General features: G+C 64.8%; 15 protein-coding genes. 4 read left to right on the top strand and 11 right to left on the bottom strand.

The genetic code is table 11. From position 1 onward, the window contains the following. The 3 genes from QW863_RS07695 to QW863_RS07685 all read right to left on the bottom strand — a co-directional run bounded on the left by QW863_RS07695 (position 1) and on the right by QW863_RS07685 (position 3,302). On the bottom strand, positions 1–372 hold the full coding sequence (locus tag QW863_RS07695) for a tRNA-binding protein (RefSeq protein ID WP_315714597.1): 372 nt from the start codon (positions 370–372) through the stop codon (positions 1–3). 503 nt (positions 373–875) lie between these two features. Continuing rightward, positions 876–1,868 carry an AraC family transcriptional regulator gene (locus QW863_RS07690; protein ID WP_315714598.1) on the bottom strand — a complete coding sequence of 331 codons (993 nt, stop codon included), beginning with the start codon at positions 1,866–1,868 and terminating at the stop codon, positions 876–878. A gap of 441 nt (positions 1,869–2,309) precedes the next feature. Next, entirely contained in the window at positions 2,310–3,302 is a 993-nt protein-coding gene (locus tag QW863_RS07685; RefSeq protein ID WP_315714599.1) for an AraC family transcriptional regulator, read from the bottom strand. Between the two features lie 662 nt (positions 3,303–3,964). On the opposite strand from QW863_RS07685, the gene QW863_RS07680 reads away from it, so the two are divergent. Together QW863_RS07680 and QW863_RS07675 are read left to right on the top strand one after the other, a co-directional pair. Next, entirely contained in the window at positions 3,965–4,339 is a 375-nt protein-coding gene (locus QW863_RS07680) for a hypothetical protein (RefSeq protein ID WP_315714600.1), read from the top strand. Positions 4,340–4,355: 16 nt separating this feature from the next. Further along, positions 4,356–4,688: a hypothetical protein gene (locus QW863_RS07675; protein WP_315714601.1), complete on the top strand. Its 333-nt coding sequence runs from the start codon at positions 4,356–4,358 to the stop codon at positions 4,686–4,688. A gap of 291 nt (positions 4,689–4,979) precedes the next feature. Here the strand turns inward: QW863_RS07675 and QW863_RS07670 are convergent, their stop codons facing one another. The 8 genes from QW863_RS07670 to QW863_RS07635 all read right to left on the bottom strand — a co-directional run bounded on the left by QW863_RS07670 (position 4,980) and on the right by QW863_RS07635 (position 14,132). Beyond that, positions 4,980–5,954 carry an oligopeptide/dipeptide ABC transporter ATP-binding protein gene (locus QW863_RS07670; RefSeq protein WP_315714602.1) on the bottom strand — a complete coding sequence of 325 codons (975 nt, stop codon included), beginning with the start codon at positions 5,952–5,954 and terminating at the stop codon, positions 4,980–4,982. Continuing rightward, positions 5,951–6,940, bottom strand: a complete 990-nt coding sequence (locus tag QW863_RS07665; protein ID WP_315714968.1) for an ABC transporter ATP-binding protein — start codon at positions 6,938–6,940, stop codon at positions 5,951–5,953. Before QW863_RS07665 ends, QW863_RS07670 begins: the two co-directional genes overlap by 4 nt. Positions 6,941–6,974: 34 nt before the next feature. Further along, complete coding sequence (locus tag QW863_RS07660) at positions 6,975–7,892, bottom strand: ABC transporter permease (RefSeq protein WP_315714603.1); 918 nt, start codon at positions 7,890–7,892, stop codon at positions 6,975–6,977. After that, entirely contained in the window at positions 7,889–8,830 is a 942-nt protein-coding gene (locus tag QW863_RS07655) for an ABC transporter permease (RefSeq protein WP_315714604.1), read from the bottom strand. The genes QW863_RS07660 and QW863_RS07655 overlap by 4 nt, the downstream gene beginning before the upstream one ends. Before the next feature lie 15 nt (positions 8,831–8,845). Then, positions 8,846–10,447: an ABC transporter substrate-binding protein gene (locus QW863_RS07650; RefSeq protein WP_315714605.1), complete on the bottom strand. Its 1,602-nt coding sequence runs from the start codon at positions 10,445–10,447 to the stop codon at positions 8,846–8,848. A gap of 228 nt (positions 10,448–10,675) precedes the next feature. Beyond that, positions 10,676–11,635, bottom strand: coding sequence for an N-carbamoyl-D-amino-acid hydrolase (locus QW863_RS07645; protein WP_315714606.1), 960 nt, complete (start codon positions 11,633–11,635; stop codon positions 10,676–10,678). Positions 11,636–11,710: 75 nt separating this feature from the next. Continuing rightward, positions 11,711–13,240, bottom strand: coding sequence for an aldehyde dehydrogenase family protein (locus tag QW863_RS07640; protein ID WP_315714607.1), 1,530 nt, complete (start codon positions 13,238–13,240; stop codon positions 11,711–11,713). Positions 13,241–13,250: 10 nt separating this feature from the next. Continuing rightward, positions 13,251–14,132: an NAD(P)-dependent oxidoreductase gene (locus QW863_RS07635; protein WP_315714969.1), complete on the bottom strand. Its 882-nt coding sequence runs from the start codon at positions 14,130–14,132 to the stop codon at positions 13,251–13,253. Positions 14,133–14,239: 107 nt separating this feature from the next. Here QW863_RS07635 and QW863_RS07630 point away from each other — a divergent pair, with 107 nt between their 5' ends. Further along, positions 14,240–15,196, top strand: coding sequence for a LysR family transcriptional regulator (locus QW863_RS07630; protein WP_315714608.1), 957 nt, complete (start codon positions 14,240–14,242; stop codon positions 15,194–15,196). Between the two features lie 83 nt (positions 15,197–15,279). Further along, the gene (locus tag QW863_RS07625) at positions 15,280–15,603 is read left to right on the top strand and encodes a hypothetical protein (RefSeq protein WP_315714609.1); all 324 of its coding nucleotides are present in this window, start codon (positions 15,280–15,282) and stop codon (positions 15,601–15,603) included. Positions 15,604–15,663: the final 60 nt, after the last annotated feature.

Below are 15,663 nucleotides of genomic sequence, written 5' to 3'. Positions count from 1 at the left end.
TCAGAACAGCCGCGCGCCGTTCGGCACGCGCTTGTCGGGCTGGAACAGCACGACGTTGCCCTGTTCATCGGGAAAGCCGAGCGTCAGCACCTCGGACATGAACTTGCCGATCTGGCGCGGCGGGAAGTTGACGACGCCGGCCACCTGGCGGCCGACCAGGGTGGCCGGATCGTAGAGCGTGGCGATCTGGGCGCTGGAGCGCCTGGTGCCGATGCCGGGCCCGAAATCGATGGTCAGCTTCAGCGACGGTTTGCGCGCCTCCGGATAGGGCTCGGCCGCGACGATGGTGCCGATGCGGATGTCGACGGCCAGGAACTGGTCGAAGCTGATCCCTGCCGCCACCGGCGCTGTGGGATCATGGGCAAGATGCATGGCGGCCTCATCGAATGCGCGACCGCGCGGGAAGGCTAGCGGTGCCGACGCGGTCTGGGTCGGAATCTTTAATCGCCATAAGGGCTCCTGACAATGCACGCGCCCGGCGACGGCACGGCATATGGACGATTGGCTGTATTGGTGTGGCAGGCCGGTCGCAGCCTGCGGAGCCTTCAATCGCAGGCCAGGCAAGCGGGGGTGCAGCTGCCCCCCATCGCCGAGCGGGAGGTGCGTGAATCGCCATGGCATGTCGCTAGCGGCGAATGGCCGCGTGCACGCCTTGACCCGCCCTGCAGCATGTCCGCCGCCGAGCGCATGACTATGACACGTCGCCCGTAATGTCGCAGTTCGGTCGCTTTGCCTCCAGACCCAGCACGGTGGCCCAGCCTGGCTGCGAATACTGGACATCATCAGCAAGCTTCGCCGGGCACAACCTGCCCACCGCGCGTTGCTGGCCCCGGCGCTCTTTGGAATGGTCCTGCCCGGCGCCTCTGTCAGGCGAGCTAGGCGGCTCGCCGCCCGCGCGACAGAGTGTCGGATGGAAGCTCACCGAACATCTCGCGATAGTCTCTTGCGAAGTGTCCGAGATTTCCGAAGCCGCAATTGAAGGCGACTGCAGAGACGGAGGTGCGCTGATCTGCCCCCGAGAGCATCTGTTTTGCCTGTCGCAATCGCACCGTTTTTGCAAACGTCGTCGGAGAGTATCCGCGGCTTTTTTTAAACGCCGCATACAGCGCGCGGATGCTGACGCCTGTCTGCGATGCCAGCTCCTCGATCGTGATGGCGCGCCCACAAGAGGCCTCGATATACTCTTCGGTCAGCCGAACGATCCGCGGCGCGACGTCCTTTTCGTCTCTCTCCAACAGCTCGCTGAAATTGTGGCGGTGAGCCGACAGGAAGGAAACGATGAGAGCCTGCTCCAGTTCGGCCAGCACCGCGCGTGGCAGCTCTGTAGCCGTCGCATCCAGCTGATGAGCGAGGAACATCGTCAGATCGCGCAAAACCAGAGCGTTCGGCTGCACCGCAGCCGCCATGGGATCAAACCTGAGGACGCCAGCCGGCTTTGCGCCCAGGAGCGTCGTCAACGACCTTTCCAGCGCCCCCGTACTTATTCGAAGAATGAGCTGCGCATAACCTGGCTCGAACACAATCCTGATCGGTTCACCCGGCGGAATTATACAGGCCTGCCGCTCAGTTATCGCGATCGCCGTGCGATTTAGAACGGTCAAAGCTCTGCCTTTGAGGCCAATTTGCAGGCGCGCGAAGTCGCCCTCCGGGAACTTAACGACCGACGTTCCCCCGTCATATGAACAAAAGCCAAGGCCGATATTCGCAAGCCGAAGGTAGTTGCCCACCCCCAGGAAGCCATCTGGCTTGGTGACTGTGAAGCCAGTTGCCCCGTAGACGGTACGCAACGCGTGCTCCATCGCCTCCGGATCGTCTGTACGAATGACGGGAGCGCGGCTCAGCAGGCTTACGGATTGATCTAGGTTCATCGGAAGATGGTACCTCGGTTTGACCGAACTGATACTCCGGGAAAACACCGGTCAGCGGCGAGGTGTCGCAGTTCCATCTTCTTCATCGACGCGCTTCAATTTCCTTCCAGATTACTACTTGGCCTCATCTCATGAGGTCTGCGCTGGACGATGCGGCAACCCTCCCGCCTACCCCCGAGAGAATATCCGCCATGAAGTTGAAGCTCGCTACGCGTATATCCAGCAGCGACGTCAGGTGAACGTGACCCGAACAAGTTGAAAAGCGCGGCGCTTTCTACGAGACGAGAATATTCGAAAGACCTGACCCGCTTCTTGGCGCCTCGCCGCAGTCGGACGGCGTCATCATGATTGGCTCTCAGCTTGAGTTGGCGACCCGCGCTTTGCTTCGCCGCTGCCCAAGCGCTATTGGGACTGGCCTGACCGACGCTTCTGTAAGGCGAGCTAGGCGGCTCGTCGCGAGCGCAACAGAGTTTCGGATGGAAGCTCACCGAACATCTCGCGATAGTCTCTTGCGAAGTGTCCGAGATTTCCGAAGCCGCAATTGTAGGCGACTGCAGAGACGGAGGTGCGCTGATCTGCCCCCGAGAGCATCTGCTTTGCCCGTCGCAATCGCACCGTTTTCGCAAACGCCATCGGCGAGTATCCGCGGCTCTTCTTGAACGCAGTATAGAGCGCGCGGATGCTGACGCCTGTCTGCGACGCCAGCGCCTCGATCGTGATGGCGCGGTCCCAAGAGGCCTCGATATACTCCTCGGCCAGCCGGACGATCCGCGGCACGACATCCTTTTCGGCTCTCTCCAACAGCTCGCTGAAATTGTGGCGGTGAGCCGACAGGAAGGAAACGATGAGAGCCTGCTCCAGTTCGGCCAGCACCGCGCGCGGCAGCTCTGTCGCCGTCGCATCCAGCTGATGAGCGAGGAACATCGCCAGATCGCGCAAGACCAGAGCGTTCGGCTGCACCGCAGCCGCTATGGGATCAAACTTGAGGACACCGGCTGGCTTTGCACCGAGCAGCGTCGTCAATGTCTGCTCCAACGCCCTCGCGCTTATTCGAAGAATGAGCTGCTCATAACCTGGCTCGAACACAATCCTGTTGGGTTCGCCAGGCGCAACTATGCAGGACTGCCGCTCGGTTATCGCGATCGCCGTGCGATTCAGAACGGTCAAAGCGCTGCCTTTGAGGCCAATTTGCAGGCGCGCGTAGTCGCTTTCCGGGAACTTGACGACCGCCCTCGCCCCGCCATAGGCACAAAAGCCAAGGCCGATATTCGCAAGCTGAAGGTAGTTGCCCACCCCCTGGAAGCCATCTGCCTTGGTGACTGCGAAGCCAGTTGCCCCGTAGACCGTACGCAACGCGTGCTCCATCGCCTCCGGATCGTCCGTACGAATGACGGGAGCCCGGCTCAATAGGCTCACGGATCGGTCCAAGTTCATCGGTCTGTCCTCGCTCACGGCTCGCTTGAATACTGAAGAGTACGTCCTCCGGACTGATCCAAGTCAACTCCGAGAAACTCCCGTCACGCGGGAGGCGGCCAGGCGCCGCAGCTCGATCATGTTCCCGACTTCTCACATGTTAACTTGAGCAGGTAACTGGCTAGTGTTGCGGCTAATTCTGAGCAACGTTTGCAGAGTTTGGACTTGAGAATAACTTCAAAATCGCCGCGCGACGCGCTTCAATCTCGTTGAGATGAGCAGGCAGCAGGTTCTGTAGAGTGCGACCGTAAGAGAGGAGATGAACGTGGCGGCACGGGAACCGGCATCCCGGCGAAGTGGAACTCATGAGTTCCGTGCTGGACGAGGCGGTGATCCCCTGCCCAAGGCCGGGCAAAACTCCACCACGAAATCAAGACTCGCTAAGCGCATCCTCGCAGCGACAGACAGGGTTGAACGTGACCGAGCGAGCCGAGACCCGCGGCATTTTGGGGAGACGATAATGTTCGGAACACCAACACACCTAACCGGCGACGCTCGGCGCTTGAGATTCTCGATCTTGCGAAGCAGGTCACCGAAGCGATGAACTTATGCCCTTGTCACAACGCGAACCTGGCAACGTCCACACGCCTGTCGATATGAGGCGAGATGAAGTGAGTCCAATCATGCTGATCAAGACGGTCACGTTGCATTCTCTTAGTTATCTTGTAGGCATTACCAGTTCAGTGGCGGTGCACCAGGTCATCCCCTCGCCGGGCACAGCGAGCGTCTTCCAGTCTGGCACGGCTGCAATAGGTCATCAGCAGGTCGCCAATCGCTCGACCAAGAGCGATAAGTTGCCAATCAGGCAGGCAAAGCGTCAACTCAACGTGCCAAGTTTCAATTTCGGAACCAACTGTAAACCGCCGATTGATGTCCGTGGGCGCTGCTTTGCAGACGCCGGAGGGACCCGCAAGGTCGCGCTGTCCGTTCGCGGCCCCCTTCGCGGCATACCGATTGCTTTGAACCAAATTGGTCCTGATGCGACAGATCTCGTGTAGTGGTGGTGCAGGCAAAATGACCGATATTCGAGGCGGCGACCTGTCCAATCATTCGGTATTGAAATCGCTCAGCAGAATCCGCACAGCAAAGCTGCACCTCGATCGGCCGACGTCGCACCAATCGACAGAGGCCGCCCTGCTGTCGCAGATCGCGCTTTGCGACGTTCTGTTGGACGAAATTAAATCGGTCGCTTGCAGTCTGAAGCGGGCGAGAGCCGTACCCAGTGAGCCGACGTCTGGTCGCAACCGCGCGCGGCTGCGGTACCATTCCTCAAGACATGATCTGCAGCGACGACGCGCGGCGCAGCGATGCCGCGTGCCGTCGAAGTTTCGTTCGGTCGCCACCTAGCCCGGACGAGCGCAGCGACATCCGGGTTCGCCGACACGGCACGTAAGACCCCGCATGTCGCTGGCGCCGACGCGCGTCCCGCGCGCCGGCTGTCGCTCATGCGGGCTACGCGCTGCGCCCATATCCGCGCGAGAAACGCACCATCTCTCCTCCCTCATTGCGAGCTGCGCTCGCAATGAGGATTGGCGCGGCGGTCTCGTGCGTCAAGCTGTCATTCGCACCGGGCGCAGTGGGCAGGTCGCTTCGCGGCTTTCGCCGCGTAGCGCCTTTGCCCACCCTACGCTACTACAACTACGCATTCTCCAGATGGCACGCCACCCACTGGTCCTCGCCCTTCAGACGCAGCTCGGGCGCCTCCATTCGGCAGCGTTCGAATGCGAGCGGGCAGCGGGTGTTGAAGCGGCAGCCCTTGGGCGGGTTGACGGGGCTGGGAACGTCGCCCTTGAGAATGATCGGGGTGCGCTCGGCGCCGGGTTCGGGAATTGGGACGGCTGAGAGAAGCGCCCTGGTGTAGGGATGGCCGGGAGACGCAAAGATCTGCCGTCTGGGGGCGAGCTCGACGATGCGGCCGAGATACATCACGGCGACGCGGTGCGTCATGTGCTCGACGATGGCGAGGTCGTGGCTGATGAACAGCAGCGCGAGGCCGAATTCGCGCTGCAGGTCCTGCAGGAGGTTGACGATCTGCGCCTTGACGGAGACGTCGAGCGCGGAGACCGCCTCGTCGCAGACGATCAGGTCGGGCTTGGCGGCGAGCGCCCGCGCAATGCCGATGCGCTGGCGCTGGCCGCCGGAGAATTCGTGCGGACGGCGGTTCACGGCGTCGCGCGGCAGCCGGACGATCTCCATCAGCTCGGCAATGCGCGCATCGCGCTCGGCCGCAGTCTTGGCGAGGCCGAAATTGTTGATCGGCTCGGCCAGGATGTCGCGGATCCGCATCCGCGGATTGAGGCTCGAGAACGGGTCCTGGAACACGACCTGGACGCGGCGGCGCATGTCGCGCAGGCTGCCCGGGCCGAGATCGTCGATCCGCGTGCCGTCGAGCACGATCTGGCCGGCCGTGATGTCGAACAGGCGCAGGATGGCGCGGCCGACGGTGGACTTGCCGCAGCCGGATTCGCCGACCAGCGACAACGTCTCGCCGCGCGCGATCTCGAACGACACGCCGTCGACGGCGTGCACCCGGCTCTTGGCTCGCCCAAACAGGCCGCTGCGGATCGGGAAATGCTTCTTGAGGTCGTTGACCTGGAGCAGCGGCATGGTCATGCGGCGGCCTGCTCCTTGGCAGCGAAATGGCAGGCGGCGATGTGATGCTTGGCCTTCTGCTCCAGCCCCGGCGCATATTGGCGGCAGACGTCGGTGGCAAGCGCGCAGCGGCCGGCGAACACGCAGCCCTCGATGCGCTGCTTGAGGTCCGGCACCTGGCCGGGAATTTCCGCGAGACGCCTGGTCTCGCCCGACAGCGACGAGCCGAGCTTGGGCAGCGCGCCGAGCAGGCCCTGCGTATAGGGATGGCGCGGCGAGCGGAACAGCTCCCTGACCGGCGCTTCCTCGACCTTGCGGCCGGCATACATCACCATCACGCGCTCGGCGACCTCGGCCACGACGCCGAGATCGTGGGTAATCAGGATGATCGCGGCGCCGACGCGCTGCTTCAGCTCCAGCATCAGCTTGAGGATCTGCGCCTGGATGGTGACGTCGAGCGCGGTGGTCGGCTCGTCCGCGATCAGGAGCTTCGGGTTGCAGGCCAGCGCCATCGCGATCATCACGCGCTGGCGCATACCGCCGGAGAGCTGGTGCGGATATTCGCGCACGCGGCGTGCCGGCTCAGGGATGCCGACCAGCGTCAACATCTCCACCGCGCGCGCCTCGGCCTGCGCCTGATCGAGCCCCTGATGCAACCGCAGGGTCTCGCCGATCTGGCGGCCGACCGTCAGCACCGGGTTGAGGCTCGTCATCGGCTCCTGGAAGATCATCGAGATGTCGTTGCCGCGGAGCTGACGCATCTCGCGGTCGGAGAGCTTAAGAATGTCCCTGCCCTCGAGCTTGATCGAGCCCGCGATCTTGCCCGGCGGCTCCGGGATCAGCCGCATCATCGACATTGACGTCACCGACTTGCCGCAGCCGGATTCGCCGACGATGGCGAGCGTCTCGCCGGGGTTGACGTGGAAGGAGACGCCATCGACGGCACGGTTGATGCCGGTCGGTGTGCGGAAATGGACCTGGAGATTCTCGACCTCGAGCAGCGGCATCATTTGAGCTCCCGGCGATCTCTGACTGCGCTGCTCATGGGCTCTTCGCCATGCGCGGGTCGAGCGCGTCGCGGAGGCCGTCGCCGACAAGGTTGACGGCGAGCACGGTCACCGAGAGGAACGCGGCGGGGAAGAACACGATGAAGGGCTTGACCTGCCACAGCGCGCGGCCTTCGGCCATGATGTTGCCCCAGGACGGGATGGTCGGCGGCGTGCCGGCGCCGATGAAGGACAGGATCGCCTCGGTGATCATCGCGCTGGCGCAGATGTAGGTCGCCTGCACCAGCATCGGCGCCATGGTGTTGGGCAGGATGTGGCGCAGGATCACCATCGGCGTGCGCGTGCCCGAGGCGACCGCGCCATCGACATAGGGCTGCTCTCGCAAGCTCAGGACGACACCGCGCACCAGCCGCGCCACGCGCGGGATCTCGGCAATGGTGATGGCGAGGATGACGTTGCCGACGCTGCCACGCGTCAGCGCCATCAGCGCCACCGCGAGCAGGATCGGCGGTATCGACATCAGCCCGTCCATGCAGCGCATCAGGACGCCATCGGCCCAGCGCAGGAAGCCGGCGACAAGACCGATGGTGAGGCCGATCAGGGAGGCGCCGAGCGCCACCGCGAGGCCGACCGTCAGCGAGACGCGGGTGCCATAGAGCACGCGGGAATAAATGTCGCGGCCGAGCGCATCGGTGCCGAACCAGAAATCCGCCGACGGCAGCCGCGTGCGCTTGGCCGGCGCGATCGCGGTGGGATCGACGGTGAAGAGGAATGGCGCGAACACGCCGATGATGACGAGCAGCAGCAGGAGCGCGCCGCCGATCGCAACCGTCGGATGGTTGCGCAGGAAGCCGATGGCGCCGCGCCGGATCTTCGGCGCGACCATCAGGTCGGGCAGAACAGGCGCGAGGACGAGGCCTGGCGGCGGCGATATGGAGGTCGTGGCGGTCAATAGCGGATCCTCGGGTCGACCAGGGTGTAGGTGACGTCGATCAGGAGATTGACGAGCACGTAGACGAAGCTGAACAAGAGCACGATGCCCTGGATGACCGGATAGTCACGGCGCAGGATGGCATCGATGGTGAGCCGGCCAAGGCCCGGAATGGCGAACACGCTCTCGGTGACGACGGCGCCGCCGATCAGGAGCGCGATGCCGATGCCGACGACGGTGACGATCGGCACCGCGGCATTCTTCAGCGCATGAATGAACAGGATGCCGCCCTGCCCCAGGCCCTTGGCGCGCGCGGTGCGGATGTAATCCTGCTGCAGCACCTCGAGCATCGCGGCGCGGGTGATGCGCGCGATCAGCGCGATGTAGACGCAGCCGAGCGCGACCGCCGGCAGGATCAGGTTCTGCAGCCACGGCCAGAACCCTTGGGCCAGCGGCGTGTAGCCCTGCACCGGAAGCCAATCGAACTTCAGCGCGAAGACGTAGGCCAGGATGTAGCCGACCACGAACACCGGGACCGAGAAACCGAACACGGCGAAGGCCATGATGATCCGATCGATCCAGGTGCCCGCCTTCCAGGCCGCGATGACACCGAGCGGCACGGCGATGATGATCGTGAGGACCAGGGTGACCATCATCAGCGACAGCGTCGGCTCGATACGCTGGGCAATCAATGCCGACACCGGCAGGTTGGTGAAGATCGAGGTGCCCAGATCGAAGTGCAGCAGGCGCCAAACCCAGCTGCCGAACTGGACCAGGAATGGCTGGTCCAGTCCGAGATTGGCTCTGATACGCTCGACGTCGGCCGGGCTCGCCTGGTCGCCTGCGATCACAACGGCCGGATCACCCGGCGCGATGTAGAGCAGGCTGAAGACGAACAGCGCGACGATCGCCATCACCGGCAGCGTCGACAGGACTCGGCGGAGCGCATAGGTGAGCATGGGAGGTCTTTCGCCCTATGCGGTCTTCGACACGCCCCAGAACAAGGGGATCGGCCCCTTGGTCACGCCCGAGACGTTCTTGCGCCAAGCGGTATAGCCGAGGAAGAACCCGGTGGGTGCGAACACCACGTCGTCGATGGCCGCCTTGTTGATGCGGCCGGCGACCGCCTTCTCCTCGTCGAGCGACTTGGCGTTGAACCAGTTGGTGATCTCCTTCTCCACCGGCTCGCTGGTCGGCCAGCCGAACCAAGCCTTGTCACCATTGGCCCGCAGCGCGGTGTAGGCGGCCGGGTTGATGCAGTCGGCACCTGCGTGCCAGGTGTGGAACATGTGCCAGCCGCCTTGCGAAGGCGGCGTCTTCTGCGCGCGGCGGGCGCCGACGGTGCCCCAATCGGTGGCGACGAAGTCGACGGTCATGCCGAGCTTCTTGAGGAGATCGGCGGTAACGTCGCCGAATGCCTTGGTGATCGGCTGGTCCTGCGCGACCACGCAGGTGATCGGCTCACCCTTGTAGCCGGCTTCCTCGAGCAGCTTCTTGGCCGCCGCGAAGTCGCGCTTGCCCTTGAGGATGTCGCCGCCGGCCTCGGTGTAGAGCGGCGTGTCCGGGGTGAAGAAGCCGGGCAGCGGCTTCCACAGCGCGTTGTCGTCGCCGACCAGCGCGCGCATGTAGTCCTCCTGGCTCATCGCCATCAGGATGGCCTGGCGCGCCTTCACATTGTTGAACGGCGCATGCAGGTGGTTCATGCGGAAAGAGCCGACATTGCCGAGCGGATCGCCGATGTCGACGCCGATGTTCTTGTTGCCCTTCAGCACCGGCACCAGGTCGGTGATCGGGTTCTCCCACCAGTCGACCTCGCCGTTCTGCAGCGCGGCGGCGGCGGTCGCGGGGTCCGGCATGATCACCCATTCGACGCGATCGACCAGCACCTTCTTGCCGCCGGCGAGCCACACCGGCTTCTCCTGGCGCGGCACGTAGTCGGTGAACTTCTCGAACACGGCCTTGGCGCCCGGCACCCACTCGCCCTTGACGAATTTGAACGGGCCAGAGCCGACATATTCCGACATCTGCTTGAACGGGTCGGTCTGCGCAATGCGCTCGGGCATGATGAAGGCGCAGGGCGCATTGCCCTTGCCGAGCGCGAACAGCATCTTCGGATAGGGCTGCTTCAACACCCATTTGAAGGTCTTGTCGTCGACGACCGTCAGTTCGTTCTGCAGCGCCTTCAGCATCAGGCCCATCGGATCGCGCGCCGACCAGCGCGTGAGGCTGGCGACGACGTCCTTGGCGAGCACCGGCTCGCCGTCATGGAATTTCAGTCCCGGGCGCAGCTTGAAGGTCCAGGTCAGGCCGTCGTCGGACACCTGCTCGGATTCCACCATCTGGCGCTGCGGCACGAACTGGTCGTCGATGCCGTACAGCGTGTCCCACACCATCGCGGCCGCGTTGCGCACGACATATTGCGTGCCCCAGATCGGATCGAAATTGGCGAGATTGGCCTGTGGCACAAAACGCAAGGTGCGTGCGGCAGCGCCTTGTGCGATCGCCGGTGCCGCAATCCCCGTCAGCGCCAGACCACCCGCGCCCGCCAATCCCTTCAATACCGTCCTGCGATCCATGTTCTCTCCTGATGCAACATGCCAAGTTCAATTGCCGAAATTATAAGCAAGGTCCATGCCATGCACGTGGAGTGCATTCATTTGAACGCAAATGAGGCACGGAGCGCAAGCTTTTGCGTAGCCCGGGCGAGCGCAGCGCCCCCGGGTTCTCCCGCACAGTTCATGCGAACCCGCATGTTGCTTTCGCTCATGCGGGCTACGGAAAGTGCCGTGCAGCAACATCGTGCGTCACGCCTGCTTTCTGACGGGCGAGCCGTCGGCCATCAGCGTCTCGCCCTTGCGCTCGACGATCATGCCGTAAGCCTGCGGCTGGCGATGGACGTCGAAGTTGAAGACCGTCTGCTTGTAGGATCTGCACAAATCGAGGTCACAGCGCGCCAGCGCGATCTCATCGCCCTTGGTGGCACAGGCCGCGACGATCTCGCCGGAGGGTGCGATGATGCAGCTGCCGGCGATGTGGTCGATGCCCTCCTCGATGCCTCCCTTGGCGACGCCGATGACCCAGGTGCCGTTCTGATAGGCACCGGACTGCATCACGAGGCGGTTGTGGAACAGCGAGAGATCGTCATGCTCCGGCGCGGGCGGATTGTGCACCGGCGTGTTGTAGCCGATCAGCACCATCTCGACGCCCTGCAGCCCCATCACGCGATAGGTCTCCGGCCAGCGGCGGTCGTTGCAGATCGCCATGCCGATGACGCCACCGAAGGCGCTCACGACGCCGAAGCGCTTGCCGGGCTCGAAATAGCGCTTTTCCAGGTGCTGGAACTTGCGCCACGGCTCGTGCTCGGCATGTCCCGGCAGATGCACCTTGCGGTATTTCGAGACGATCGCGCCGGTCTTGTCGACGAGAATGGCGGTGTTGTAGCGGTGCACGATGCCGTCCTCGAGCGCCAATTCGGCATAGCCCAGGCAGAAGCCGATGCGCAGCTCTTTCGCGAGCGCGAACAGGGCCTGCGTTTCCGGCCCCGGCATCTCGCGCTCGAAATAGAGGTCGATCTCGGCCTGATCGGCCATGTACCAGCGCGGGAAGAACGTCGTCAGCGCGAGCTCGGGATAAACGATCAGGTCGCAGCCATTGGCGTGCGCCTGCCGCATCAACGCCATCAGTCGCGCAACCACCGCGGTCCGTGTTTCGCTCTTGGCAATCGGGCCGAGCTGACCAATGGCGACGTTGACGAAGCGCGGCATGTGTCCGTTCCTTATTTCGGAACTAAGTGGTCGTTCCGTGGCGCGCAGCTCTTGCACCGATCATGCCATGCCCGCTCAGTCGCGCAAGCCCGGCGCGTAGCCGAACGCCACGGCCGGCTCGGCCGCGGTCTCGACCCACACGCTCTTCACCTGCGTGTATTCGTACAGCGCCTCGATGCCGGAGGAGCGGCCATGGCCGCTGTTGTTGTAGCCGCCGAACGGCGAGGCGACATTGATGGTCTTGTAGGCGTTGATCCAGAACGTCCCGGCCTTGACCTGTGCTGCGACGCGATGCGCGCGCGCGACATCCCTGGTCCACACCGCGCCCGCGAGGCCGAACTCGCTGTCATTGGCGATCGCGATCGCCTCCGCCTCGGTGTCGAAGCGGATCGCGGCGACGACCGGACCAAACACCTCCTTGCGCGCGATACCCATGGCGTTGGTGACGTTCTTGAGCACGGTCGGCTTGACGAAATATCCGCCGTCCTGCGCCACGCCATTTGCGCCAGCGGCGATCTCCGCCCCCTCCGCCGCGCCTTCCCGGATCAACGACAGCACGTGATCATATTGCCTGGCGTTGTTGATCGGACCGATCTCGGTGTCCGCCGACAGCGGATCGCCGCATTTGATCTTCACTGCACCTTTTGCAACCAGATCGACGAAGCAGTCATAGACCGCGCTCTGCACCAGCAGCCTGGAGCCGGCGACGCAGCTCTGTCCGGCGCCGCCGAAGATCGCGGCCTGCGCGCCGACGGCGGCGCGTTCGAGATCGGCATCGGCGAACACGATGTTGGCGGACTTGCCGCCGAGCTCGAGCACCGACGGCAACAGCCTGCGCGCCGCAGCCTCGCCGATCAGCCGCCCGGTCGGTACCGAGCCGACGAACACCACCTTCCTGACCGCGGGCTGCACCAGCGCCGCCTGCCCCGTGGTGTGGCCGAAACCGGCGAGCACGTTGACGACGCCCTTCGGCAAGCCCGCGCGTTCGGCGATGCCTGCCAGCGCCAGCGAGGTCAGCGGCGTCAGCTCCGAGGGCTTGAGCAGCACGGCGTTGCCCATGCTGATCGCTGGCGCGATCTGCCAGCCCGCGGTGAAGATCGGCGCATTCCACGGCGTGATCTGCAGCACCACGCCCATCGGCTCGCGACGCGTGTAGTTGAGATGGCTTGAGGGCACCGGGATGACGTCGCCGTGGAATTTGTCGGCCCAGCCGGCATAGTACTCGAACATCTCCGCGACCTTGGCGACCTCGCCCCTGGTGTCGCGGATCGGCTTGCCGGCGGACAGCGCTTCCAGATGCGCCAGCGGCTCGGCCGCGGCGAGGATCGCCCGCGCCACCGCCTGCATCACGCGGCCGCGGCCCGCGGCGGTCAGCTTCACCCATTCCGCCTGCCCCGCCCCCGCAGCAGCAGCCGCCTTGGCCGCCACGTCGGCACCGGCATCGGCATAGGTGAACAGCAATCTGCCGGTGGCGGGATCATTCACCGAGACCGTCGCGCCATCGCCGACGATCAGGTCACCGCCGACATGGGAACCAACGGCCTCCAAGTCAGGCCAGAACGGCAGCGTGGCGGCGCGCAGGCGGGGATCGATGAAATGGGTCATGGCGGCACGCTCACGGCTTCGGCATCGGAGCGAGCTGCAGCTCGACGATGCGGTTGAAATCATCGGTGTCGGCGATGCTGGCGGCGCTGTCCGCCCAGATGCGCGCGGTGTCGGCGGCCATCGGCAGCGACAGTCCGAGCTCGCCGATGAACTGCGCCGCGAGCCTGACGTCCTTGCGCATCAGCTGCATGGTGAAGCCGGAGTCGAAGGCGCCGTTGAGAATCCAGTTGGGCACGTTGACGAGCGTGACGCCGGAGCGGCCGGAGCCGGCATTGAGCCCTTCGAGCAGCCGCACTGCGTCGACGCCCGCCGCATCGGCGATGCGCAGCGCCTCCGCGGCGGTCAGCAGATGCGCGGCGCAGAGGAGATTGTTGACGATCTTGGCGACGTTGCCGGCGCCGACGCCGCCGACATGGACGCGCTTGGCGCTCATGCGCTCCAGCACCGGCAGCACGCGCGCGAGATCATCGCCGTCGGCGCCGATCACCATCGTCATGGTGCCGGTCGCCGCGCCCTTCGGCCCGCCGCTGACCGGCGCATCGACGAAGCCCATGCCGCGCGCCTTGAGAAGGGCTGCGAGCCGGCGCGAGGTCTCGGGATGCGAGGTCGAGGTGTCGACGATGACGACGCCGGCCCTGGCCTGCGCGAGGATACCGCCGGCGCCTTCCACGATATCGGCGACGATGCCGGCGGTCGGCAGCGACAGGATCACGATGTCGGCGGCGGCGATCACGCCGCCGATGCCGTCGGCAATCGCGATGCCCTCGGCCGCGAGCGCCGCGCGCGTCGCGGCTAGCGTGTCGTAGCCGGTGACGGCGAAGCCCGCGCCCTTCAGCGTCAGCGCCATACCGCGCCCCATGTTGCCAAGTCCGATGATGCCGACCGCGGTCACGAGGCCTCCTGCCAGATTTGCCTCGCCAGCGTAGCCGCGCAATTCCGGAGCAGACATCAGCGCCGTCCGCCGCTAGTGTTGACCTCAGGTCAACACGTTCCGAAGCCATGTCCGCCCTGCTCGATCACCACCGCCTGCACTATCTGCACGAGGCGATCCGCCTCGGCTCGGTGCGCGCCGCCGCCGAAGCGCTCGACGTCAACGCGTCGGTGATCAGCCGGCAGATCGCGCTGCTGGAAAAGGAGCTCGGCCTCACTTTGCTCGAGCGCCTCAGCCGCGGCATCCGCGCCACCGCGGCCGGCGCGCTGCTGGTCGAGCGCTTCCGGCAATGGCAGGCCGACCAGGCCGACACCGTCGCCAAGCTGCGCGAATTGCAGGGGCTCAAACGCGGCCATGTCGACATCGTGCTCGGCGAGGGTTTCGTCAGCGACCTGATGTCCGGCCCGCTCGGCCGGTTCTGGCAACGCCATCCCGACCTCACCATGGCGTTCGATCTGGCCGGCACCAACGAGGTCGTGAATGCCGTCGCCGAAGACCGCCATCACATCGGCCTGGTGTTCAACCCATCAGCCGATCCGCGCATCCGGATCGCGACCGCGAGCCGGCAGCCGCTCTGCGCGATCATGCCGCCGGATCATGCGCTCGCGCGGCTCGGCCGTCCCTTGCGCTTGCGCGAGCTCGCCGATCACCCCCTCGGACTGATGCATCCGAGCTACGGCACGCGTCAGGTCGTGGCAATGGCGGAGGCCGCCGAGCGCATCGCCCTGTCGCCGAAGCTCACCACCAGCTCCATCAACGTGCTCCGCCACTTCGTCAGGAGCGGCCTCGGCCTGACGCTCCTGCCGGCCTTCGCGATCGCCGCCGATCTTGCCGACGGCTCCCTCGCCGCCGTGCCGGTGGACAACCGCCTGCTGGCCTCGAGCGAAGCCTGCGTCATCACCCGGCGCGGCCGCGAGCTGCCGCATGCCGCCAGCCATCTGCTGCGCTTTCTCAGCGGCCAGATGCGGGCGTTCCGGGTCGGCGGAGCCGCCGGCAAGACCAGGACGCGCGGCGCCGGACGTTGATCCGCACAGATCATCACGGATCGTTTTCCGTTGCGCTCGCGCGTGGGTTGCGATTGGATATTGTAATTTAGGGAATCGACTTCATGCGCCACGCTCTCGCGATCGCGTTCGGCCTGTGGGCGGCGACAGCAGCTCAGGCCGAGACCTGCCAGCTCATCGGCAACCAGATCCTGTGCGACGACGGGACGTCGGGACAGCGGATCGGCAACAACACCTATTGGAGCGACGGCTCCTCGTCCCAGCAGATCGGGCGCTTCACCTACAACAACGACGGCAGCAGCTCGCAGCAGATCGGCAACCACACCTACTACAGCGATGGCACGTCGTCGCACACGGTCGGAAGCACGACCTATTTCAGTGATGGCAGGACGTGCCGGCGGATGGGTAATCGCGTCTCGTGCGACTAGGCGATTCGGCCAATGTGACCGCCGCTGCAACGGCTTCTCGGAGCTGGAAATCTTCGAAAT

The sequence above is a fragment of the Bradyrhizobium sp. SZCCHNR1017 genome (assembly GCF_032381375.1).
In the GTDB taxonomy this organism is placed as follows: domain Bacteria; phylum Pseudomonadota; class Alphaproteobacteria; order Rhizobiales; family Xanthobacteraceae; genus Bradyrhizobium.
The sequence above is the reverse complement of the archived record's forward strand: the minus strand, read 5'-3'. Positions and strand labels throughout refer to the sequence as shown.